This window comes from Bradyrhizobium sp. T-1 (genome assembly GCF_053592855.1).
Window position 1 is genome coordinate 485,303 of the sequence record NZ_CM132115.1, and the last position, 23,741, is coordinate 509,043.

15 protein-coding genes are annotated in these 23,741 nt (G+C 64.5%); 10 read left to right on the forward strand and 5 right to left on the reverse strand.

The window, feature by feature from the left end:
* Nucleotides 1-4 precede the first annotated feature (4 nt).
* The 6 genes from ACWAT4_RS02350 to ACWAT4_RS02375 all read left to right on the forward strand — a co-directional run bounded on the left by ACWAT4_RS02350 (nucleotide 5) and on the right by ACWAT4_RS02375 (nucleotide 11,604).
* Nucleotides 5-868, forward strand: a complete 864-nt coding sequence (locus ACWAT4_RS02350) for an ABC transporter permease (RefSeq protein ID WP_212303680.1) — start codon at nucleotides 5-7, stop codon at nucleotides 866-868.
* Nucleotides 865-2,601 carry an L-arabinonate dehydratase gene (gene araD, locus ACWAT4_RS02355; protein WP_449729712.1) on the forward strand — a complete coding sequence of 579 codons (1,737 nt, stop codon included), beginning with the start codon at nucleotides 865-867 and terminating at the stop codon, nucleotides 2,599-2,601. The genes ACWAT4_RS02350 and araD overlap by 4 nt, the downstream gene beginning before the upstream one ends.
* Nucleotides 2,602-2,712: 111 nt before the next feature.
* A complete protein-coding gene (locus ACWAT4_RS02360; protein ID WP_212303678.1) occupies nucleotides 2,713-3,432 on the forward strand; it encodes a ribonuclease activity regulator RraA in 720 nt (239 codons plus the stop codon).
* A gap of 84 nt (nucleotides 3,433-3,516) precedes the next feature.
* Entirely contained in the window at nucleotides 3,517-4,608 is a 1,092-nt protein-coding gene (locus tag ACWAT4_RS02365; protein WP_449729713.1) for an SMP-30/gluconolactonase/LRE family protein, read from the forward strand.
* A gap of 415 nt (nucleotides 4,609-5,023) precedes the next feature.
* Nucleotides 5,024-6,544 (forward strand): ShlB/FhaC/HecB family hemolysin secretion/activation protein, encoded by a 1,521-nt coding sequence (locus ACWAT4_RS02370; RefSeq protein ID WP_449729714.1) that lies wholly within the window; start codon nucleotides 5,024-5,026, stop codon nucleotides 6,542-6,544.
* Complete coding sequence (locus ACWAT4_RS02375) at nucleotides 6,508-11,604, forward strand: beta strand repeat-containing protein (RefSeq protein WP_449729715.1); 5,097 nt, start codon at nucleotides 6,508-6,510, stop codon at nucleotides 11,602-11,604. The genes ACWAT4_RS02370 and ACWAT4_RS02375 overlap by 37 nt, the downstream gene beginning before the upstream one ends.
* A gap of 21 nt (nucleotides 11,605-11,625) precedes the next feature.
* Here the strand turns inward: ACWAT4_RS02375 and ACWAT4_RS02380 are convergent, their stop codons facing one another.
* Nucleotides 11,626-13,725: a S9 family peptidase gene (locus tag ACWAT4_RS02380; protein ID WP_449729716.1), complete on the reverse strand. Its 2,100-nt coding sequence runs from the start codon at nucleotides 13,723-13,725 to the stop codon at nucleotides 11,626-11,628.
* A gap of 154 nt (nucleotides 13,726-13,879) precedes the next feature.
* Between ACWAT4_RS02380 and ACWAT4_RS02385 the strand changes: the two genes are divergently transcribed.
* Nucleotides 13,880-15,316, forward strand: a complete 1,437-nt coding sequence (locus ACWAT4_RS02385; protein WP_449729717.1) for an MBOAT family O-acyltransferase — start codon at nucleotides 13,880-13,882, stop codon at nucleotides 15,314-15,316.
* Nucleotides 15,316-16,416 (forward strand): hypothetical protein, encoded by a 1,101-nt coding sequence (locus tag ACWAT4_RS02390; protein WP_449729718.1) that lies wholly within the window; start codon nucleotides 15,316-15,318, stop codon nucleotides 16,414-16,416. The genes ACWAT4_RS02385 and ACWAT4_RS02390 overlap by 1 nt, the downstream gene beginning before the upstream one ends.
* Nucleotides 16,417-16,622: 206 nt before the next feature.
* Here ACWAT4_RS02390 and ACWAT4_RS02395 read toward each other — a convergent pair whose 3' ends face one another.
* The 3 genes from ACWAT4_RS02395 to ACWAT4_RS02405 all read right to left on the reverse strand — a co-directional run bounded on the left by ACWAT4_RS02395 (nucleotide 16,623) and on the right by ACWAT4_RS02405 (nucleotide 20,535).
* On the reverse strand, nucleotides 16,623-17,810 hold the full coding sequence (locus tag ACWAT4_RS02395) for a pyridoxal-phosphate-dependent aminotransferase family protein (protein WP_212447252.1): 1,188 nt from the start codon (nucleotides 17,808-17,810) through the stop codon (nucleotides 16,623-16,625).
* A 105-nt stretch (nucleotides 17,811-17,915) separates the two neighbouring features.
* Nucleotides 17,916-18,641 carry a thermonuclease family protein gene (locus tag ACWAT4_RS02400; RefSeq protein WP_212303671.1) on the reverse strand — a complete coding sequence of 242 codons (726 nt, stop codon included), beginning with the start codon at nucleotides 18,639-18,641 and terminating at the stop codon, nucleotides 17,916-17,918.
* 163 nt (nucleotides 18,642-18,804) lie between these two features.
* The gene (locus ACWAT4_RS02405) at nucleotides 18,805-20,535 is read right to left on the reverse strand and encodes a hypothetical protein (protein WP_449729719.1); all 1,731 of its coding nucleotides are present in this window, start codon (nucleotides 20,533-20,535) and stop codon (nucleotides 18,805-18,807) included.
* Nucleotides 20,536-20,946: 411 nt separating this feature from the next.
* On the opposite strand from ACWAT4_RS02405, the gene ACWAT4_RS02410 reads away from it, so the two are divergent.
* Nucleotides 20,947-21,798, forward strand: coding sequence for a caspase family protein (locus ACWAT4_RS02410; RefSeq protein ID WP_449729720.1), 852 nt, complete (start codon nucleotides 20,947-20,949; stop codon nucleotides 21,796-21,798).
* Between the two features lie 160 nt (nucleotides 21,799-21,958).
* Here ACWAT4_RS02410 and ACWAT4_RS02415 read toward each other — a convergent pair whose 3' ends face one another.
* Complete coding sequence (locus ACWAT4_RS02415; protein ID WP_212303668.1) at nucleotides 21,959-22,837, reverse strand: efflux RND transporter periplasmic adaptor subunit; 879 nt, start codon at nucleotides 22,835-22,837, stop codon at nucleotides 21,959-21,961.
* A gap of 287 nt (nucleotides 22,838-23,124) precedes the next feature.
* Between ACWAT4_RS02415 and ACWAT4_RS02420 the strand changes: the two genes are divergently transcribed.
* Entirely contained in the window at nucleotides 23,125-23,736 is a 612-nt protein-coding gene (locus ACWAT4_RS02420) for a PAS domain-containing protein (RefSeq protein ID WP_449729721.1), read from the forward strand.
* Nucleotides 23,737-23,741: the final 5 nt, after the last annotated feature.

Below are 23,741 nucleotides of genomic sequence, written 5' to 3' on the forward strand. Positions count from 1 at the left end.
GCTCATGGGCGAAGCAAGAATTCTACTGCGCGACACGCCGGTTGCTGCGGCGACCGGTGCGAGCGAGGTCGAGCGCAAGCTGAGCGTGGCCGAGCTGCTCTGGAACGACGGCTTCGTCCGCAAGAGCGTCATTATCCTGTTCCTGGCCGCTGTGTGGGAAGCCTACGGCGTCTATCTCGACAATCCCCTGCTGTTTCCGACCCTGCACGATACGATTCTGACGCTGTTCGAGCGCGTCAAGGACGGCACGATTCCGCTGCGGGCCTGGACCTCGCTAAAAGTCCTGTTCATGGGCTATTCGGCCGGCATCGTGCTCGCCGCGATCTTCACCGTGCTCGCGATCTCCACCCGGATCGGCACCGACTTCCTCGAAACGGTGACGGCGATGTTCAACCCGCTGCCGGCGATCGCGCTGCTGCCGCTTGCGCTGATCTGGTTCGGGCTCGGCAATGGCAGTCTTGTTTTCGTGCTGATCCATTCAGTGTTGTGGCCGGTCGCGCTCAACACCCATTCCGGCTTCAAGAGCGTCTCCAACACGCTGCGTATGGTCGGCCGCAATTACGGCCTGCGCGGATTGCCCTATGTGGCAAAAATCCTGATCCCCGCCGCCTTCGGCTCAATCCTCACCGGCCTCAAGATCGGCTGGGCCTTTGCGTGGCGCACGCTGATCGCGGCCGAGCTGGTGTTCGGCGTGTCCTCGGGGCAGGGCGGGCTCGGCTGGTTCATCTTCGAGAACCGCAACCTGCTCGACATACCCGCAGTGTTCGCTGGTCTCTTGACGGTGATTATCATCGGGCTCTTTGTCGAGAACCTGATCTTCCGCGCCATCGAGCGGAACACCGTCCAGAAATGGGGCACCCAATCATGACCAAGAAGAAAACACCCGACCAGCTCCGCAGCGCGCGCTGGTTTGCGCCCGATGACCTCCGCTCGTTCGGCCACCGCTCTCGCGCCATGCAGATGGGCTACGCCCCTGAGGAGTGGAAGGATCGGCCGTGCATCGCGATCATCAACACCTGGTCGGACGCGCAGCCCTGCCACATGCATTTCAAGTCGCGCGTCGACGACGTCAAGCGCGGCATCCTGATGGCCGGCGGTCTGCCGGTGGAATTGCCGGCGCTGTCGCTGTCGGAATCGCTTCTCAAGCCGACCACCATGCTCTATCGCAACCTCCTTGCCATGGAGGCCGAGGAGCTGTTGCGCAGCCATCCCGTTGATGGCGTGGTGCTGATGGGCGGCTGCGACAAGACCACGCCGGCGCTGCTCTTGGGCGCAACCTCGATGAACATTCCGGCGATCTATCTGCCGGCGGGTCCGATGCTGCGCGGCAATTGGAAGGGCAAGACGCTCGGCTCCGGCTCCGACGGCTGGAAATATTGGGACGAACGCCGCGCCGGCAAGATCTCCGACAAGGACTGGCTCGACATCGAAGCCGGCATTGCCCGCAGCTACGGCACCTGCATGACCATGGGCACCGCTTCGACCATGACCGCGATTGCGGAGGCGATCGGCATGACGCTGCCTGGCGCCTCCTCGATCCCGGCTGCGGATGCCAACCACATCCGCATGGCCAGCGAATGTGGTCGGCGCATCGTCGAGATGGTGTGGGAGGATTTGACGCCGAAGACGATCCAGACCCGAAAAGCCTTCGAGAACGCCATCGCGGTCGCGATGGCGATGGGCTGCTCGACCAACGCGATCATCCATCTGATCGCACAGGCCCGGCGCGCCGGACAGGACATCGGGCTCGACGATTTCGAGATCGCGAGCCGCAAGGTGCCCGTGATCGCCAATGTGCGCCCGAGTGGCGATACCTATCTGATGGAAGACTTCTTCTATGCCGGCGGCCTGCCGGCGCTGATGGGCCAGATCAAGGACCATCTGCATCTCGACTGCATCACCGTGACCGGCAAGACGCTCGGCGAAAATATCGACGGCGCTGAAGTGCACAATGCCGATGTCATTCGCGGCGTTGACAATCCCATCTACAAGGAAGGCGCGCTCGCCGTGCTCAAGGGCAATCTCGCTCCCGACGGCTGCGTCATCAAACCGTCTGCCTGCGCGCCGCGCTTCCTCAAGCATACCGGGCCGGCGCTGGTGTTCGACGACTATCCCGCGATGAAGAAGGCGGTCGACGATCCCAATCTCGACGTCACCGAGGATCACATCCTCATCCTGCGCAATGCGGGCCCGCAGGGTGGGCCGGGCATGCCGGAATGGGGCATGCTGCCGATCCCGACCAAGCTCGTGAAGCAGGGCGTGCGCGACATGGTCCGCATCTCGGATGCGCGCATGAGCGGCACCAGCTACGGCGCCTGCATCCTGCACGTCTCGCCGGAGTCCTATATCGGCGGCCCGCTGGCGCTGGTGCAGAACGGCGACCGCATCACGCTCGACGTCGCCGCGCGCACCATCAATCTCGACGTCCCGGAGGCCGAGCTCGCCAAGCGCCGCGCCGCCTGGAAGCAGCCTGAGCGCCGCTTCGAGCGCGGCTATGGCTGGATGTTCACCAAGCACATCAAGCAGGCCAACGACGGCTGCGACTTCGACTTCCTGGAGACCGATTTCGGCGCGCCGATCGGCGAGCCGTCGATTTACTAGTTTCACCCACCGTCGTTCCGGGGCGATGTGAAGCATCGAACCCGGAACCTCGAGATTCCGGGCTCATCGCTTCGCGTGCCCCGGAATGACGACCATGAGAGAGTTCGACCAATGACAAAACTTTCCGAAGCCACCCGTACCAAGCTCAAATCCGTCTCCACCGCCACTGTCGCCACCGCTTTGTTCAAGCGCGGCCTGCGCATCCAGATGATCCAGGATGTGCATCCGCTCGGTGCGGACCAGCCGACCATGGTCGGTGAAGCCTTCACGCTGCGCTATATGCCGGCGCGTGAAGATCTCAACACGATTGACGTCTTCAAGGACCGCTCGCATCCGCAGCGCAAGGCCGTGGAGGATTGTCCTCCCGGCGCCGTGCTGGTGATGGACAGCCGCAAGGATGCACGCGCGGCCTCGGCCGGCGCGATCCTGGTGACGCGGTTGATGAAGCGCGGCGTCGCCGGTGTCGTCACCGACGGCGGCTTCCGCGATTCCGCCGAGATCGCCAAGCTCGGCATCCCCGCCTATCACCATCGCCCGAGCGCGCCGACCAATCTCACGCTGCATCAGGCGATCGAGATCAACGTTCCCATCGGCTGTGGCGATGCGCCGGTGTTTCCCGGCGACGTCATCCTGGGCGATGCCGACGGCGTGATCGTCATCCCTGCGCATCTCGCCGACGAGATCGCGAATGAAACGTTCGAGATGACCGCGTTCGAGGACTTCGTTGCCGAGGAAGTCGGCAAGGGCCGCGGCATCTTTGGCCTCTATCCCGCCACCGATCCGCAGACGCTCACCGACTTCGCGGAATGGCGCAAGAAGAACGGCCGCTAAGGCCGTTCACGCCAGAAACAAACGATTCAAGCATCAGGCCGGCCACATCAAGTGCCGGCCTTTTATCAAGCAGGGAGGACTTTTATGAGTTTCACGCGACGCAATCTCTTGTCCGGCGCCGGTGCGGCGGCGGCTTCGACGCTTCTCGCCCGCGTCGCCGGCGCCCAGTCGTTTCCGTTCACGCCGGCTCAACGCTATCCGGACCCCGCCGTTCAGATCCTCGATCCGAGCTTCGCAAAGTACCGGCTCTATTCCTCGACCCTCGAGCAAGTCGCGACCGGCATGCGCTGGGCTGAAGGTCCGGTCTATTTCCCGGAAGGCGGCTATCTCCTGTTCTCCGACATTCCCAACAACCGGATCATGAAATTCGACGAGAAGACCGGGCAGACCAGCGTGTTTCGCGCCAACGCCAATTACGCCAACGGCAATACCCGCGATCGCCAGGGCCGCCTCGTCACTTGCGAGCACTCCGTCACCCGCCGGATCACCCGCACCGAGAAGGACGGCAAGATCACCGTGCTGGCCGACAAGTTCGAGGGCAAGCGGCTGAACGCGCCGAACGACATCGTGGTGAAGTCGGACGACAGCATCTGGTTCACCGACCCGCTGTTCGGCATCAATGGCGAATGGGAGGGCAAGAAGGAGAAGCCCGAGCAGGCCACCACCAACGTCTATCGTATCGCCAAGGACGGCAAGCTCTCCGCCGTTCTCACCGATCTCGTCAATCCCAACGGCCTCGCCTTCTCGCCGGACGAGAAGAAGCTCTACATCGTCGAATGGAAGGGCACGCCCAATCGCAGCATCTGGAGCTACAATGTCGGCGATGACGGTTCGCTCAGCGGCAAGACCAAGCTGATCGATGCCGCCGACCAGGGCTCGCTCGACGGTTTTCGCGTCGACCGCGACGGCAATCTCTGGTGCGGCTGGGGCTCGAACGGCGCGTTGCAGTCCGAGCCGGCCGATGTCGGCGGCCGCAAGGTCTACCAGCTCAAGGGCAGGCCGGAGGATCTCGACGGCGTGATGGTGTTCAACCCCGAAGGCAAGCCGCTCGCCTTCATCAAGCTGCCGGAGCGCTGCGAAAATCTCTGCTTCGGCGGCCCCAAGAACAACCGCCTCTACATGGCGAGCTGCCACTCCATCTACGCGCTTTATGTGGAAGCCCACGGCGCGGTGTAGCGCGTGAATTGCGGCGCGTGTCCGTGGGATTACGGACATGCGCCGTGATGCGATTGCATCATCATACCCTTCTCACGAGGAAGTGGTATCCAATCCTCAATTCGCAACGCTTTGTTAAAGTTAACGCTGCAGTTTCGCGCGCAGGTCGACCTTTTAAAGTGCGCGCTTGAAGTTGTTCTCGGGTGCGATTTTTCCATGAATATTGCTCGAGATGTCTTGAATGCTCCGCGGCTGTCTTCGCATGGCGATTTGCGCTGGACTGGGCGTCGGGTCATTTGCTGGATGGGCCCGCGCGCAGGTCACTGCGCCAAGTCAGCTTACGCCGCAGGATTTGCGCCCGCCCGCTCTGACGGGTGAACAGACGACAGTTCTCCCGGGAGCGTCGGTCGCCGCGCCTCCGGCGGGCAATCGCAGCATGACGGTGCTGCTCCGCGAGGTCCGGATTGGCGGTGAGTTCGTTGAGGTCGCCGCCGCCGGCAGGACCCTGACCACGGGACTGAGCGGCCGACGGATCAGCGTGACGGACATCTATGCCGTCGCATCCGGACTGGAGCGCCTTTATCACGAGGCCGGCTATCCGCTCGTGCGTGTCGCGGTGCCGCCGCAGCGCCTCGTCGATGGCGGAGTGTTGCAGCTCCTGGTGATCGATGGCTTCATCGAGACGATCAATGTCGACGCTGTGCCGTCGCGCGCCAGATCGGTCGTCGCGGCGCGAACCGCGCAGTTGGTCGGCCGCAGGCATTTGCGGCTCGCCGAGCTCGAGCGGGCGCTGCTGATCGCGGGCGACCTGCCGGGCCTCGCGCTTCGGAGCACGCTGATGCGGGGCGATAGCGAGGGTGGCACTAAGCTGATCCTCGATGGCGCGCATCGACTGGTTTCGGCATCGGCGGGCGCCGACGATCGACTGCCGGCTTCATCCGGTACGTGGCAGCTTCGCGGCACCTTGGCCCTCAACAGCGCGCTCGGATTGGGCGAGCAGGTCTACGGCTCGGCGGGCCTCGGCGCGAACCTCGAAGCTGCAGCACAGGGGCGAGCTCCGCTCGCCGTCTATGGCGGAGGCTTGATCGTCCCGGTCGGCGTCGACGGGTTGACCGTCAATCCGGAGTACACGCACTCGACGACGCGAACGCCGGAGGCGTCGGGTGTGGTCGGCTCGTTCGGCACGTTCGAGCGCGTCGCCGTCAGACTGCGGGCGCCGATCAGCCTGACGCGGGCATCATCGCTCTACGCGAACGCATCGATCGAGCATGTCGACCAGCAGATCAGCGCGCCGACCTTCGGCGTGATGCTGAGCCATGACCGTTACGCCGTCGCGCGCTTCGGCCCGGACTATGCGACCACACTGCCATGGGGCGCCGGCATCCAGGCCGGCATGACGTTCTCGGGCGGGCTTGGCGGCCGGTACGTCCTTGACGTTGCGTCATCCGGGATTCCTCTGTCGCGGCTCGGCGCGAGTCCGGATTTCACCAAGGTGACGGCCAACTTTCATCTGGCCCAGCCCCTGCTATGGGGCGTTCGCTGGGACTTGATCGGCTCCGGGCAGGCGAGCTTCGACAAGCCGATGCTGCGTTCGGAGCAGATCTCGCTCGACGGCGCCGACGCGGTCTCGGCCTTTGCGTCGGGCACCCTGACGGCCGACCAGGGCGCGACGTTGCGCAGCGAATTGTCCCGTTCGTTCCGGCTCGACGCCGTCCGCGCGACGCTGTCGCCTTACGTCTTCGGTGCCGCCGGCCGCGGCTGGCTGGCAAACGCGACGGTCGTCGAACGTTCCGCATTCAATGCCGGCTCGGTCGGCGCCGGCTTGCGCAGCGCCGTCGACGCCGTCGGCGTGCTGCCGGGGGCCTCGCTCGGACTGGAGGCCGCGCGCGGATTCACGGACCTGCCGGGAACAAGGCTTGGATGGCGCGCCAACGCCATCGCCTCGGTGGCCTATTGATGCCGGCCTGTCGTCCCACGGCGCAGCTGTGGAGGCATCGCGCAAGAGCGGTGGCGCTGCTCGTCTGCTCGCAGGCCATGGCCTGGTGTTCGCAAACATTTGCGCAAGCCTTGCTGCCGCAGGGCGGAAAGGTCGTCTCGGGCCAGGCCAGGATCGACGCTGCCGGCAATGCGCTCACGATCACGCAGAGCTCATTACGGTCGGTGATCGACTGGAACGCGTTCTCGGTCGGGGAGACCGGCGCCGTCAATTTCGTGCAGCCCAATGCCGGCTCGGCCACGCTCAACCGGGTCACGGGGCAGACGTCCTCGGTCATCGCCGGTCAGATCAATGCGAACGGTCAGGTCTTTCTCGTCAATCCGAACGGCATTGCCATCACCTCGACCGGAACGGTCCAGGTTGGCGGCGGCTTCGTCGCCTCGACGCTCGATATCGATACGGCTGACTTCAATGCCGGACGTCTCGGCTTCGTCGGCAAGGGGGCGTCCGCGGCGGTCAGCAATGCCGGGGTGATCTCGGCCGCTCCGGGCTCCTTCGTTGGATTGATCGGCGGCACCGTTTCGAACAGCGGCACCATCAATGTGCCGCTCGGCAGGGTCGGGCTCGGCTCGGGCGAAGCGGTGACGCTCGATCCGACCGGCGAGGGTTTTCTTCAGGTCGCAATTCCCACCGGCGCGACCGCCGCCAACGGCCGGGCGCTGATCGATGTCACCGGCCGCATCAAGTCGGCCGGCGGGCGCGTCGAGATCAAGGCGGCGACGGCGCAGCAGCTGTTGCGCGACGTCATCAATGTGTCGGGGAGCGTGACGGCGCGGAGCGTCAGGGGCCGCAGCGGAAACATCATCCTCGACGGCGGCGATGGCGGTGCGGTCACCGTCTCCGGCAGGCTCTCGGCCAACGGCAACAAGGTGAGCAAGGGCGGCGTCATCGTCGCGACCGGCCGTAAGGTGACGTTGACGTCGACCGCGCGCGTGTCCGCCGATGGTGCGACCGGCGGCGCGGTGCTGATCGGCGGAGACATGCGCGGCGGCACGGACGCCGCCGCGAAGCTCGTGAGCATGCCGGTGCGGACGGCGGCGACGACGTCGATCGACGAGGGCGCGCTCATCTCGGCCAACGGACGTGCGGGCGCCGGCGGCAATGTCGTGATCTGGTCCGATGCCGTGACCGATTTTCGCGGCACGATCTCCGCGACCGCTGCCGGGTCGGGAGCAGGCGGTGCGGTCGAAGTCTCCAGCCATGGTGTGCTCGGCTACGACGGACATGTCGACGTCACCGCCGCCGGTGGGATCACCGGGACCCTGCTGCTCGATCCCTATAACGTGACGATATCGTCCGGCGGCAACAGCAACATGTCCGCCGGCACGCCTTTCACGCCGTCGGGCAACAGCTCCGTTCTCAACGTGGCGACATTGCAGGCTGCGCTGGCGACGGCCAATGTCACGGTGAACACCGGCAGTGCGGGCGCACAGAGCGGTGATATCACGGTCGCCAATGCGGTGACCTGGAGCAGCGGCCACTCGCTCACCTTGACGTCGGCGCGGGACATTGTCGTCAACGCCAACATCACGACGAACGGCGGTGCACTGACGCTGAATGCGGGCCGCGGCGTCACCATGACCAATACGACCATCAACACGTCAGGCGGCGCTCTGACCGTAACCGGCAGCACCACCGACGGCACCACCGGCATCACGCTCAATGGCGCCGCCATCAGCGTTGGGACCGGCACCGCCACGCTGACGGGCACGGCGACCAACGGCAAGGGCGTCTTTTTCACCACCGGCGCCAATACGCTCTCGGCGAACGGCGCGGGCTCGGTCACCATCACCGGGAATTCGAGCACGACCGTCACCAATTACGGCGTGGCGCTGAACACCAATCTCACGACGTCCGGCTCGGTTTCGATCTCCGGCACGAACACGGGTTCTGCGTCGCAGGCTTATGGGCTGTACGTCAACGGCGGCAACACGATCACCGACAGCTCGGGCAATCTGACCTTGAGCGGCACCTCCACCTCGGCCAACGGGGTCTGGTTCAATGCCGGGACGACGACGCTGACCAATTCGGGTGCGGGAACGCTTGCCCTGAGCGGCGTCAGTGGGAGCCTCAACGGCATCAGGATGAACACCAGCACGGGCCTGGCCACGTCCGGTACCGTCACGCTGTCGGGCAGCTCGACCAGCGGTTCGGGATTTTCCGCGAAGGGCAGCAACACGCTGACGGCGTCGAGCGGCAATCTGACGATCAGCGGCGCGACCAGTTCCGGATCTCTCGGGATCGACCTGTCGTCGAGCGGCAACACGATCACGAACAGCGGCAGCGGTAAGCTGACGTTCAACGGCACCGGCGGCACCAATCTGGCTGCGACCATCACTTCCTCATCCGGCGTTCTCGCGATCGGCGACACCAGTGCGGTGACGCAGTCGGGGGGAACGATCACCGCAGGCAGCCTCCTGCTGTCCGGCGGCGGGAGCTTTTCGCTCGGGCAGGCCAATTTGGTCGGCACGATTGCGGCGACCGGCGTCGGCTGGGTGTCCTTGGTCAACAATCAGGGACTGACCATCGGCACCGTTTCGGGGATATCGGGCATTTCCGCGCTGGCATCGGCAAGCATCACGATCACCACCAGCGGCACCAGCGACATCACCGTCGCGACCGCGGTGAGTGGCGCCAGCGGCAATGCGGTGAGCCTGACTGCGGGACGAGATATTCTCGTCAATGCCGGCATGACGACCAATGGCGGAGCGCTCGCGCTCAATGCCGGCCGCGCCGTGAGCATCGCCAATGCGGCAATCTCGACATCGGGTGGCAGCCTGACGGCAAGCGGTACGACGACCGACGGCACGACGGCCATCACCCTCAACGGGGCGACGATCAATGTCGGCAGCGGGACGGGCACCTTGAGCGGAACAAGCTCGACCTCCGGCCTCGGTGTCCGCTTCACGAGCGCAGCCAGCGCCCTCAGCGCGAGTGGCAGCGGTTCGATCACCATCACCGGCCAATCCGCCAGCAGCAACGGCGTGCAGGATGATGCAAATCTGACGACATCGGGGACGGTCTCGATATCGGGAACGTCGAGTACGGCAACGGGTGTGCAATTCGGGGCAGTGACCTTCAACGTCGCCAGCGGCAATGTCACGGTCAACGGAATGTCGAGCGCGACCGGCGGGTCAGGATCGACCACCGGGACGCGCTTCGCCGGAACGATCGTGAGCAATTCCGGCAGTGGCGCTCTCACGGTCCTGGGAACGTCGAACGATGCCGGCGCCGCCAATTCCGGCAGCGCCGGCGTGCTCTGGAGCGGGACGAGCTCGCTCGCCAACACCGGCGGCGGCTCGCTTTCGATCAGCGGCACCAATACGTCCGGTTATGGGACCGAGGTGAAGACCTCGGCGTCGCTGACGACATCGGGGACGATGTCGATCTCGGGAACATCGACCTCGGGCTACGGCTTTTTCCTTGCCAGCGGAACCACCGTGACGGCGGCGACCGGAAATCTGAGCCTGTCGGGCAGCTCAAGCTCGGCCATCGCCCTGCGGCTCCGGGGGAGCTCGATCACCAACAACGGCACGGGCACGCTGGCGCTGATTGCATCGGGTGATACCGACCTGCACGAATCGATCTCCTCGACAAGCGGGCTGCTGAGCCTCTCGCAAAACGGGACTTTCACGCAGGCGACCGGCACGATCAGCGCGGCGAGTTTGCTGCTATCGGGCGCGAACGGCACCTTCATCCTTACTGCCGGCGGAAACAGCATCGCGACCCTCGCGGCGAACACCGGCAGCGTTGCCGTGATTGACGGCGCGTCGCTCACGATCGGATCGATCGCGGCAACGTCGGGCGTCACCGCGACGGGCACTGCGACGATCCAAACGTCGGGCGATCTCACCCTCGCATCGCCCGTCAGCGCCATCAGTCCGGTCCTCTCCGCGACCGGCGCCTTCATCAATCATGTCGGCAGCAGCGCCGTGACCGCCACATCCGGACGGTGGTTGATCTATTCGAGCGCGCCCGGCTCGGATGTTTTCGGCGGGCTGGACAGCGCCAACACGGCGATCTGGAATGCGACCTACGCGACGCTGCCGCCGGCCAACGTCACCGCCACGGGCAATCGATACGTGTTTTCCTACCAGCCGACACTGACATTCACGTCGACAAACGCCACCAAGACATATGGCGCGGATGCGACCTCTGCGGTTGCATTAAGCTACAGCGTCTCAGGATATCAGGGCGTCGGCGGCGCCTTTACCACCGACAGCGCGAGCTCCGTGTTCACGGGCAGTCCTGTGGTGACCTCGAGCGGATCGGCCGCAAGCGCCTCGGTCAGCGGCGGTCCCTATGCCATCACGATCGCGCAGGGCTCGCTGTCGACGACATCGAGCTACGCACTGGCGTTCAGCAGCACGGGGACCCTGACGGTCAATCCGGCGCCGGTGACGGTGACCGCGCTCGGCGGCTCCTCGACCTACGGTTCGTCACCATCCAATCCGGGCTTGTCGGCAACCGGCTTGCAGAATGGCGAGACCGTAAGCCTGCTGACCGGGCTGTCCAGTTCGTTCGCCGTCAGCAACATGACCAATGCCGGCACCTATACGCTCAGCGTGATGGGCGCGCTGACCAACAGCAATTACACCCTGGCCGGGACCAATGCGGGTAGCTGGACGGTCAATCCAGCGCCCGTGGTCGTGACGGCGCTTGGCGGCTTCTCGTTCTACGGCCTCGCGTCGCGCAATCCGGGGCTGTCCGCAGGCGGATTGCAGAACAGCGATACCGCCAGCGCGTTGACGGGTCTCTCCAACTCGTTCGGGATCAGCAATACGAGTGCTGCAGGCACTTATGTGCTTCGCGTGACCGGCACGCTCACCAATCCGAACTATGTGGTAAGCGGCACCGTGAACGGAACGTGGCTGGTCTACGCGCCGTCCCCAGCGGTCGCCTTGCCGCCGCAGCCCATCGGCGCCAAGCGCAGTTGCGGTCGGCGCCTCAATCGACCATGCTTCGATATCTGGGAAACCACGGCGCTGCACGCCGAAGGACTGCGTGCGTCGATACGGTAGCTGCGCCCCCGTCCCTACGGGCTAGGCCTGCGCCATCCCCGTCGCCCACAGTGCAAACGCGTACACGATCGCGACTTCATCGAGCCGGTCAAACCGTCCCGAGGCGCCGCCATGGCCGGCGCCCATGTTGGTGCGAAGCAGGACCGGGCCGCCGCCGGTCATGGTCGCGCGCAGGCGGGCGATCCATTTGGCGGGCTCCCAATAGGTGACGCGCGGATCGGTCAAGCCGCCCATCGCCAGGATCGCCGGATATTCCTTCGCTGCGACATTGTCGTAGGGCGAGTAGGACAGGATGGTGCGAAAATCCTTCTCGCTCTCGATCGGGTTGCCCCATTCGGGCCATTCCGGCGGCGTCAGCGGCAGCGTGTCGTCGAGCATGGTGTTGAGCACGTCGACGAACGGCACTTCGGCAACGATACCGGCGAACAATTCGCCGCCGCGGTTCGCAACCGCGCCCATCAGCATGCCGCCCGCCGAGCCGCCATGGCCGACGATGCGCTTGGCGCTCGTGTACTTCGCATCGATCAGCGCGCGCGCGCTGGCGGAAAAATCGTCGAACGAATTGGTCTTCTTTTCGCGCTTGCCGTCGAGATACCAGCCCCAACCCTTGTCGGCGCCGCCACGGATATGGGCGATGGCGTAGACGAAGCCGCGATCGACCAGTGACAGCCGGTTGGCGCTGAACGAGGCCGGCATCGCCATGCCGTAGGAGCCGTAGCCGTAGAGCAGCAGCGGCGCCGCGCCGTCGAGCTTGAGCCCGCGGCGATAAAGGATCGAGACCGGCACCTCGGCGCCGTCCTGCGCCTTCGCCATGATGCGGGTGGTGACGTAGTCGGTGGCGTTGTGGCCGGACGGGATCTCCTGGCGTTTGCGAAGGGTGCGTGTCCGCTTCGTCATGTCGTAGTCGTAGACTTCCGACGGCGTCGTCATCGACGAATAGGCAAAGCGCAAATTCGTCGTCTCGAATTCGTAGGAGCCCATCGTATCGAGCGAATAGGCGGCTTCGTCGAAGGCAATCGCGTGCTCCTCTCCACCAGCGAGCTCGCGGATCACGATCGCCGGCAGCGCATTGGCGCGCTCCAGCCGCACCAGATGGCCGGCATAGATATCGAGGTCGATGATGTAGATGCCGGGACGATACGGGATGAGGTCGCGCCAGTTCTTGCGCTCGGGTGAAGAAAGCGGCGCGGTGACGATCTTGAAGTCGATGGCATCATCGGCATTGGTGAGGATGAAGAGCTCGTCGCCGCGATCGGCGAGCGAATATTGCACGCCTTCCTCGCGCGCCGCGACCAGGCGCGGTGGCGTGTCGGGGTTGGCCAGATCGATCAGCCGCTGCTCGCTCGTCTCGTGATCGCCGCCGGCGATTACGCAGAAGCGCCCGCTGGTGCTCTCATGCAGATGGGTGAACCAGCCGGAATCCTGCTCCTCGTAGACGAGCGTGTCGTCGGCCTGCCTGGTGCCGAGCTGATGCCGCCACACTTGCATGGGCCGGTGGTTGTCGTCGAGCTTCACATAGAAGAAGGACTTCGCATCCTTGCTCCAGACCACGCCGCCGTCGGTCTCCTCGACGACGTCGTCGAGATCCTGACCGCTCGCCCAGTCGCGGACGCGGATCGTAAAATACTCCGAGCCCTTGGTGTCGGCGCTCCAGGCCTGCAGCTTGTGATCGTCCGAGTGGCGGCTGCCGCCGAACTTGAAATATTTGTGGTCCTTGGCGAGCGCGTCGCCGTCGAGCACGATCTGGCTGTCGCCGCCGTCGCGCGGCATGCGGCCGAACAATTCATGCTGACCGCCCTCGCGGAATTTGCGGAAATACGCGAACGGGCCGTCCGGCGACGGTACGCTGGAATCGTCTTCCTTGATTCGTCCGCGCATCTCGCGCACCAGCGTCTTCTGCAGGCTTGCGGTGTGGCCGAGCAGGCTCTCGGTGTAGCCGTTCTCCTCGTCCAGATATTTGCGGATATCGGGATCGAGCACCTGGGGATCGCGCAGCACCTCCTGCCATTTCGCGTCCTTCAGCCAGGCATAGTCGTCGGTCACGGTGATGCCGTGCCGGGTCAAGGAATGCGGCCGGCGCGGGGCGACGGGTGGCTGGGAAGGTGTCTTGGCTTGGGTCACTCGATCCTCATTCAATTGCGCGTTCTACCTTATATCGTCCCGATTCCGCGAATTGCCAGCGCCGCAGCGCCAAGGACTGCGCCAAGTCGACGGGTTGTTGATCCGCCCCTTCTATGCTTTGAGGAGCGATAATCCCGTCCCCTGGTCCAGCCTGATGCTGTTCAATTCCTATCCGTTCATCCTGCTGTTCCTCCCCGTGGTGCTGGCCGGCTATTTTGCCCTGGGGCGGCGCAGCAATCTGACCCCGGTGATCTGGCTGGCGCTGGCCTCGATCGTCTTCTACGCGATCGGCAACTGGCAGTTCGTGGCCCTGCTGCTGCTCTCGATCGTGTTCAATTACGGTGTCGGTCATCTCCTCATCGTGGCGAAGCTCGGGCCGTCACGACGGAAGGCCGCACTCGTGATTGGTGTCACAGGTGATCTCCTCGTGCTCGGCATCTTCAAATACGCCGGCTTCGTCACCGAGAACGTCAATGCGCTGGCCGGCACGCATCTTGCGCTCCACATCCTGCTGCCGGTCGGCATCTCCTTCTACACCTTCACCCAGATTGCGTTCCTGGTGGATGCCTATCGCGGCCAGGTCGCGGCCTATGCGCTGCCGCATTACGCGCTGTTCGTGACCTATTTCCCGCATTTGATCGCGGGACCGATCCTCCACCACAAGGACATGATCCCGCAATTCGCGCGGGAGGAAACCAAGCATCCCGACGCGCATCTGATCCTGTGCGGAATCATCATTTTCGCGACCGGCCTGTTCAAGAAAACCTGCCTTGCCGACGGCATCCAGCCGCTGGTCGCGCTCGCCTTCGAGGCGCGCTCGCCGAGCTTCGACCAGGCCTGGCTTGGCGCGCTGGCCTACACCTTCCAGCTCTATTTCGACTTCTCCGGCTATTCCGACATGGCGATCGGGATCTCGCTGATGTTCGGCATCTTCCTGCCGGTCAATTTCAGCTCGCCCTACAAGGCCACCAGCATCGTCGATTTCTGGCGCCGCTGGCACATGACTTTGTCGCAATTCCTGCGCGATTATCTCTACATCCCGCTCGGGGGAAACCGCCGGGGTCGCGTGCTGCGCTACGTGAACCTGATGATCACGATGCTGCTCGGCGGCCTTTGGCATGGCGCGGCCTGGACCTTTGTGGTGTGGGGCGCGCTGCACGGCGCCTATCTCTGCGTCAATCACGTCTTCAACGCGCTCGTGCCGAACGTGCCTACGATCCTTGCGCGCCCGGCCCGCATTGTCGGCGCCGCGCTGACGTTCCTTGCTGTCGTCGTCGCCTGGGTGTTCTTCCGGGCCGAGAGCGTTGCGTGGGCGCTGCGGGTGCTCCGCGCCATGGCGGATCCCTCGAACATCGTGTTTGGCCGCGAGGAGATCGCGGCGCTGGTGTTGGTCGCCGTTTATGCCGCGTTGGTGTGGCTGGCGCCGAACACGCAATCGCTGATGGGATATGATCACGGCAATCGCACGGTCGGCGAAGCCTTGCGGGCAGGGCGCATGCGGCCCTTGTTCCTCTATGGCGCCTCGCTCGTGCTCGCCTTCGGCATCCTGGGCATCCAGAGCCACAGCGAATTCATCTATTTCCGGTTCTGATGCGCGGCACGCTCACACATCTGGTGCGTCTTCTGCTCGCGAGTGTCGCCTGCATGCTGGGTGCAGCAGTGCTCACCTATCTCGTCGATCCCCTGCAACTATTTCGCCCTTCGCGCGAGGCCTTTTATTCCGACGACACGCGCGTGCAGAACGCCGGGTTGATCCGCAGCCAGTCGTTCGATACGGCCTTCATCGGCACTTCGCTCGCCATTCACTTTCGCCAGAGCGACATCGATCGCGTGCTCGGCGTGCATTCGCTCAAGCTCGCCATGACCGGATCGAACTCGCGTCAGCAGAGCTTTGTGCTGGAGCAGGCGATCGACCGCGGTGCCCGGCGCGTGATCTGGGAGATGGACGACTTTATTTTCGTCGATGCTGCGGACATCGAGGCCGATCCGTATCTCTCCGTCGATCTCTACCGCAGGACGGCCAAGGGCATCGCGTCCTATCTGTTCAGCGCGGAGATGGCGAAGGAATCCCTGTTCGCACTGCTGCGCTCTGTTCCGCCGCTACGGGAGCCGCTGAGCCGGGCGGCGCCGTATCTTCCGGTCAAGTTCGCGCTGGCAGATGTCGACGACATCTATGCGCTGCCGCGGGATTTCGACCTGCCGCGCGATTACAATGCGAAGAAGACGCTCGCCTCCTTCGCTTACATCACCGCGCCTTCGCGCAGCCGCTTCCTCGGCGAAGGCTATGGCTACGACGCCATGGTCCGGCACTTCGAGCAGGACGCCGTCGGCCTGATCACGCGCCATCCGGACGTGACCTTCGACATCTATTTCCCGCCCTATTCGATCCTGCAATTCGTCGCCATGCGCGATGCTTCGCCGGAGACGCTGAAGATCGTCGCGGATCTCACAGCGGTGATCGCGCAGCGCCTGACGAAGCTTCCCAATGTGCGGCTTCACGATTTCCGTGCGATCAAGGCGGTGACGCACGATCTCGGCAATTACGGCGACGTCATTCACCATTCGCCGGTGGTGGACGCGATGGTGCTGCGATGGCTGGCGACTGGAGAATACCGCGTCGATCCGAACAAGCCGACTGCACCGTTGGATGAGCTGAGGACGCAGGTCGAAGCGTATCGTGTCGAGCGCTGATCTTCCCTCTCCCCTTGTGGGTGTTCAGACCGGGGAGAGGGTGGATCGCCGCGATAGCGGCGAGACGGGTGAGGGGTATCTATCCGCGAACGCAGTAGGCGGCTCTGTGCGCGGAGAGATCCCCCTCATCCGGCGCTCCGCGCCACCTTCTCCCACAAGCGGAGAAGGAAGAAAGAGGAGGCGTTCACAGGGACGACAGCAGTGCCTTACACCGCCACCTGCTCGCCGAGATACGACACCGCTGCCTCTAACCCACCCTTGCCATGCGGGATCTTCAGCGCGTTGAGGCCTACCTCGATCACGCCCAAGGTACCGAGCAGCATCGGCGCATTGACATGGCCCATATGGGCGATGCGGAAAGCCTGCCCCGAGAGGTCGCCGATGCCGGTGCCGAGCACGACGCCGCATTTATCCTTGCAATAGCGTTGCAGCACCGCGGGATCGTGACCGTTGCTCATGGTCACCGTGGTCACGGTGTTGGAGCGCTCGCTGGCTTCGGCGACGTTGAAGCCGAGCACCTGGCCTTCCGTCCATGCGCCGACGGCGCGGCGCGTGGCTTCGCCGAGCAGGCTGTGACGGCGGAAGGCGTTCTCCAGCCCTTCCTCGTTCAGCATGTCGATCGCCTTGCGCAAAGCGAACAAGAGATGCACCGGCGCCGTGCCGGCATATTTGCGATAGTTCTCGGTACCCTCGCGCTCGCTCCAGCTCCAATAGGGCGTCGCCATGTTGGCCTTCTTGTGCACTTCCAGCGCGCGCGCGTTGGCGGAGACGAAGCCGAGGCCGGGAGGCGTCATCAGGCCCTTCTGCGAACCGGACATAGCGACGTCGACGCCCCATTTGTCCATCTCGAACGGCATGCAGCCGAGCGAAGCCACGGTGTCGACCATGTACAATGCGGGATGGCCGGCCGCCTTGATCGCCTTGCCGATCGCCTCGATGTCGTTCTGCACGCCCGAAGCCGTGTCGATCTGGACGACGACGACGGCCTTGATCTTGTGCTCGGTGTCGCGGCGCAGCCGCTCCTCGACCTCATGCGGCCGCACGGCGCGGCGCCAGTCGCCCTTGAGCACCTCGACATCGGCGCCCATCAGCGCTGCCGCATTGCCCCAGCCGATCGCGAACCGTCCGCTCTCGAGCACCAGCACCTTGTCGCCGCGCGACAAAACGTTGCTCAAGGCGGCTTCCCAGGCGCCGTGGCCGTTCGCGATGTAGATGTAGGACTTGCCCTTGGTCGCGAACAGAGTCGAGATGTCGCGGAGCAGGCTTTCGGTCAGGTCGAGCATCTCCTTGGAGTAGATGTCGATCGCCGGACGATGCATCGCCTGCAGCACCGCGTCGGGCATCGTGGTGGGCCCGGGGATGGCCAGAAATTCCCGGCCCGCGCGAACGGTCATTGCTATCTTCCTTGTGTCGTGAAGACTGTCTGGTGGGTCGCTGATCTACACTTCTACGCGGCGTGGGCGCCTGAGAAAAGCGCGCAAAACGCAGGTCTGGGGCTCTTATCTCTTGGTTTCCCTGCAGCCGGCGGCCTCCGCCTCCTCGACCGAGCAGAACCAGCGGGTGCCCTTGCTGATCTTCATCTTGATCTGGGTGTACCAGCGGCTGGTTGGCTGGTGGTAGATGCACTCGCCCGACGAGTTGACGTTGCCCTTGATGGTGCAGTCCGGCGAGGGCGCGACCGGCCCCGAGGCCGAGGCGAGCAGCACCGAATGGGCCCCTTCCGGCGGCTTGGTGGCACCAAGGATCGTCGTCTTCTTGTTGCGTACGCGCCAGTCCCAGGGGGCGATGAAGGCGCCCTGCCACATCCCGGCTTTGGCCTCACGCGCGGCAGCTTCGTCCGCCTCGTAGTCCTTCGAGATGCGGACAAAGGCCAGCGCCCAGCCGTTGCGCACCAGCCATTTCTGGACGTCCTCGCCGCCGACCTCGCAGCGCGCCACGGTGCGGCCGCGCCGGTCGATCGAGCGGGCATGGCAGACCCAGTTTTTGCCCTCGCTGTATTTGGCGAGCTCGTCGCGCGCGGCGACGCCGCAGGTCCAGCGCTCGCTCTTGGTGTTGAGGCAGAGCTGGTCGACCGAGGGCGCGTCGATGCCGCCGAGCCGGATCCGCGTGTTGCCGATCAGGACGGAGTCGCCATCGCGGACCTTCGCGGTGCCGGTGATGTCAGCTGCCGCCGCGAGCGAGGGGACAGCGAGCAGAGACAGCGCAATCAGGATTTTTCGCAACATGCCGGTCCGCGTGTGAAAACAATCTCGATAGTGCCCGCAATTGTGGTCGGCTTTGGGCCACTCGGCCAGCATATGCCGAACACAGAGGCTTTCAACTTCCCGTCATTGCTGCGGGCGAATGGCGAGTAGGGCATGGCGAATGGGGGTCGACCAACCCCATTCGCTATTCGCCATTCACAATTCGCCGCCTTGCCACCGCCAGCCCCATCAGCACGAACGCCGACGTGACCTCCGGTCCGCCGACCAGGATCCGCGTTGGCGTCTTCATCTTGTTCCATTCATAGGCGCGGAACGGGCCGCGGCGGCCGCCTTCGCCGATGGCATTGACGATCACGTTGAGAGCGGGCGCAAAGGCCCGCGGGTCGGCGCCGAGATGGCCGAGCGCGATCAGCGCCAGTGCCGCGTCGAACACGTTCATCTCGGCGGCCATCAGCTCGCCCTGGACGTAGGACAGCACGCGGTGACGGATGAAGTCGAAATCGCCGTCGGGATCGATCGCGGCCTGCGCGGCGAGCGGCAGCGCCAGGAAGGCGGCATAGCAGCGGCCGAAATAGGCGCTGTAGAGCTCCGGCAGATAGTAGATGTGCGAGCGCGGATTGGCGAAGGCGCCGCTCGCCGCCAGCCGCTTCTGGAAGCCGATGATGCGATGCACGGTTGCGAGCCGCGCCGGCGTCTCCAGAACTTTCCAGCGCGCCAGATTGCGAAAGCTCACCTCGAGAACGTCGAGATTGAGCGTCGGATCGAGGTCGTTGCCATAGGGCCGCTCGCCCCGGAGGTTGTCGATCCAGGTCGCAACGCCGCCCTCGTAGTCGATATTGTCGTTGAGCGGCACCGTCACGCGCGGCTCGTTGACGCCGGCATGCACCTGGTAGCCGGCGTAGAAATCCAGCAGCGGCTGCTCAAGGATAGGATCGGTACAGCCGGCCTGCGTCGCCGCCGAGATCGAGCACGCCGTGGTGTCGCAGTCCGGCACATAGACGCCGAAGCCGAGGTCCTGCTTGATCTGGGCGAAATAGCGGGAGAAGCGCGGATGCGGCGCGGGCGCCAGCGCGGTGATGACGTTGAACCGCTGGCCGCCGGTCGCCACCACCTCTTCGCGGCTGATGTTGACGCAGAAATCGACCATGTCGGCGATCGCGCGCTCCGCTGCCGTCTTGTCGGCCGGTGAGGCGAGCCCGGTCTCGACATAGCTGAGCAATGCCTCGATGAAGAACGCATCGTAATAGGCCGAGCGGTGACGGATCTGCACCGGCTCCCACATCGGCTCGGCGATGCCGCTCCAGGGCGGATTGACCACGGCGCGGGCCTCCGAGCGCGCGATGAAGACGCGGGCGAGGTTGAACAGCAGCGACGAATTCTTGTAGCCGCGCGCATTCAGCCCGGTGAGCGCCATGATAAGCTCGCGCCCGCGGAGGTCGGGATCGCCGATCAGGTTGAAGGCGGCATAGGTCGGCAGGAAACCGTTCTTGCGGTACGAGCCGAGCAGATGCTGCGCACAGTCGCGGATCACGCCGTCGATCTGCGCCGGCGCTGGCATGGCGCCGACGAACATGGCGGGCGGCGGCTTGGGATGATCGAGCGCGATGCTGTCGACGAGTTCGGCCACGGGCTGGCCGACCGCTGCCCAGTCAGGCTCGGCATCGTCGCGGGCGCGGACCAAAGCCTCGCGCAGCCGTCTGAGCCTGGCCTCGTCACGCAGCTCGGGCAGGCCGGCGCGCCGCAGCAGCACCCGCAATGCGGGATTGCCGAGCGCCGTCTTGTAGAACTTGGCGAGGTGCGGATCGCCGCCGGCCTGTCCCGACAATACGGGATCGCAGACGTCATACAGGGAGGGGCCGTCTTTCCGGGCCGTCAGCGCCCGGCACGCGGCACCTGCGAAATAATGAAAGCTCATGAAATACCTGGTCGCGGGGGACTTATCCGGGGGCCTGGTCCATGACCCGCCCCTGCAAGTCTTTGAAAAAGCTACCCGGATTCGCAGGAAATACAAATGTGACTGACGTCACGGAAAAACTCGGCACGGGAGCTGCATGATCGACCTCCGGAAGGCTACGGAGGGGCCAAAAATGGAGAATTCTGGAGGGTTAAATTAACGAGCATATTCAGCGGCTTAGATCAAATTTTGGGCGGTCTATTGCCGGGCCGGCGATATCCGGTTAAGGGTTTGTTTGGTGCGGCGCCGCAAATTGCGCGCAATTCGGGGGCACTCCCCCGGCCAATCCCTCAAACCTAAAGACGCCATCGCGCTACTCAAACAGTGTGCGCGCGCTTGGCAGGTCTTTGGCACTGACAGGAATGAACCGAGATGAATTTAAGGCAGCTCGACATTTCCAGACGCTCGATTGCGCTCGCGGCGGCCCTCGTCGGTACGGTGTCGCTGGCGATCGGCGCCCACGCTGCCCTCAACATGCGTGCGCTCGACGCCGCCAAGGCCGTTTCGACCGACCAGATCACGGGCTCGGTCGGCCAGACCTCGCGTCTGGCGCTTGTCATTGGCAACGGTCACTATCCCGACGCCAGCGCGCCGCTGGCGCAGTCGATCAACGACGCGCGCGCGCTGTCCTCGTCGCTGCGCAAGAACGGTTTTGACGTCGACATGGTGGAAGACGCGAGCAAGGACGACATGGTCCGCGCCGTCAACCGCCTCAAGTCGCGGATCAAGCACGACACCGTCGTCATGCTGTTCTTCGGCGGCTACGGCGTGCAGGCTGGCCGCGAGAGCTACATGCTGCCGGTCGATGCCGTGATCTGGAAGGAGAGCGACGTCCGCCGCCAGGGCGTTTCGATCGAGGGCGTGCTCGATATGATGAAGCAGCAGGGCGCCAAGGCCAAGCTCGTCGTGGTCGATGCGTCCCGCCGCAATCCCTATGAGCGCCGCTTCCGCTCCTATTCGCACGGTCTCGCGCCGATCGGCACGCCCGACAACGCGCTGATCCTCTCCTCCGCCTCGCCCGGCAAGGTCGTCGACGACGGCAAGGGCGAGCACTCTACGCTGGTCAGCGAGCTGCTCATCAATCTCAATGCGCAGGGTAGCAGCGCCGAAAGCGTCTTCAACAAGACCCGCGTCGCCATCTCCCGCGCTTCCGAAGGCGATCAGGTCCCGACCGTCTCCTCCTCGCTGCTCGAGGACGTGCACTTCGACCAGGCCGGCGGCTAATTTTCTAAGAGCTCGCGAGCTTTTGTAGGTTGGGCAAAGGCGCAACACGTCGTGCCCACCAATCTTTCCGACATTCGCGAGAAAGACGTGGGCACGCTTCCGCCTTCGCTCTTCGAGCTACGGCGGACAAGTCGCTTTGCCCACTCTACGAGATCGTCACCTACTTCGCCGCCTCGCTCGCCATCACCGGTCGCACGGGATCGCCTTCGCGGAGCAGCGCGCCGGCGCGGGCGACGACGATATCGCCTTCGTTGAGGCCGTCGCGGACCTCGATATTGCCGCCCGACATCAATCCGGTCTCGACGCGCTTGGTCTCGACGCGATTGCGGCGGATCACCTGCACCACGGTGCCGGCGGATGAATATTGCACCGAGGTCAGCGGCACCGCGACGTTGCAGCTCTGCCCGGTCTTGATCAGTGCGCGCCCGCTTGCGTTGAGCAGCAGCCGCTTCTGCGACGAGATGCCGATATAGACCATGCCCTGCTGGATGTTCGGCTCGACGGTCGGACCGATGCGGCGCACCTTGCCGTCGATATCGCCGGCGCCGGCAATGCGCACGGTGGTCGGCTGATTGACCGCGAGCTTCCTGACATCGTTGGTCGCGACCAGACCGACGAGATCATATTCGCTGCGCGCCACGATCGTGAACAGCGCCTCGCCCTTGGCCGAGGCGGGCGCGCCGATTTGCGCAGTCGAGGTGGCGATGACGCCGGCCACCGGCGCGGTGACCTGCAGCGTACCGCCTTCGGGCAGCGCCAGCCGCGCCAGCACCTGGCCGGCCGTCGTGGTCTCGCCGGCTTCGGCCAGCACCTCCGTCACTTTCAGCCCCGGACGTTCGGGCCGCACCGAGGTCTCCTCGCGCGCGATGATCGTACCGGTGGCCTCGACGATGTCGGAGAAGCAGGACTTTGCCGCCTTCAGCACCGTGACCGCCGGCCCTTTGGGCGCGTCGTCATCGGCGGCTCCGGCCGGACTTTGGCCGAAAACGAGCACTCCGGCGATGGCTGCGGGAAACAGGCTTCGAACGACATGACGCATCGGAAATTCCACGGGGGCTATGCCTCCAATCGATAGCAGATGGCAGCGGTGCGGACTACGGCAGCGTTGTCCCAAGGCAGGACGCCGCGCCGCCGTGGGCGGCCGCGGCAAGTCCTTGATTAGTCGCAGGAACGGAAATCAGGTTCGCTGCCGGCCGGGCGGCCGGCAGATGTCGAGGGGACCGTGGGTGCGGCGATCACGGTCTTCTCATCTGCTGGAACCGGCTGTATGGAGCTACAGTCTGGAACGCGCGGCATCGCGGTTGTACAGCTCATGGTCGAGGTGGGATGCAAAGGTTCGTTTGCGAGCAGAATATCGTTCATTTTGAGCGGTTGCTCAATGAAGCGACCGACGCAACGGTTCAGCATACCGTCCGCGCCCTGCTGGCGTCGGCGAAGCGGCAATTGGCACTGCTGAACTCGGCTGCGTCAGGTGCCGATGCGACGCCCTTCGAGCAACGCCGGCGCCAGCAAACCGACGCGGCGACGATCCGGCAGCAATTCCAACCCGAGTTCGACAGCTCACCGCATCCCTATATGCTGCTGGACCCGGGGCCAGGCTTGTTGATCGTCGACGTCAACGATGCCTATGCGGCGGCGACCTTCATCAGCCGGTCCGACGTTGTCGGCCGCTCGCTGTTCGAGATATTTCCGGACAATCCCGACGATCCGCTCGCCGATGGTGTCAGTAATCTCTACAGCAGCCTGAGGATCGTCGGCGAGACAGGGCGCGCCCATGCCATGAAGGTGCAGCGTTACGACATCCGGGATGGCGATGGCACCTTCGTCGAGCGCCATTGGCAGCCGATCAACTCGCCTATCCACGACGCCGCAGGCCATCTGGTCTACCTGCTGCACCATGTCGAGGACGTCTCTGCGCAGGTCGCTTCGAGGCCGTAGCAACC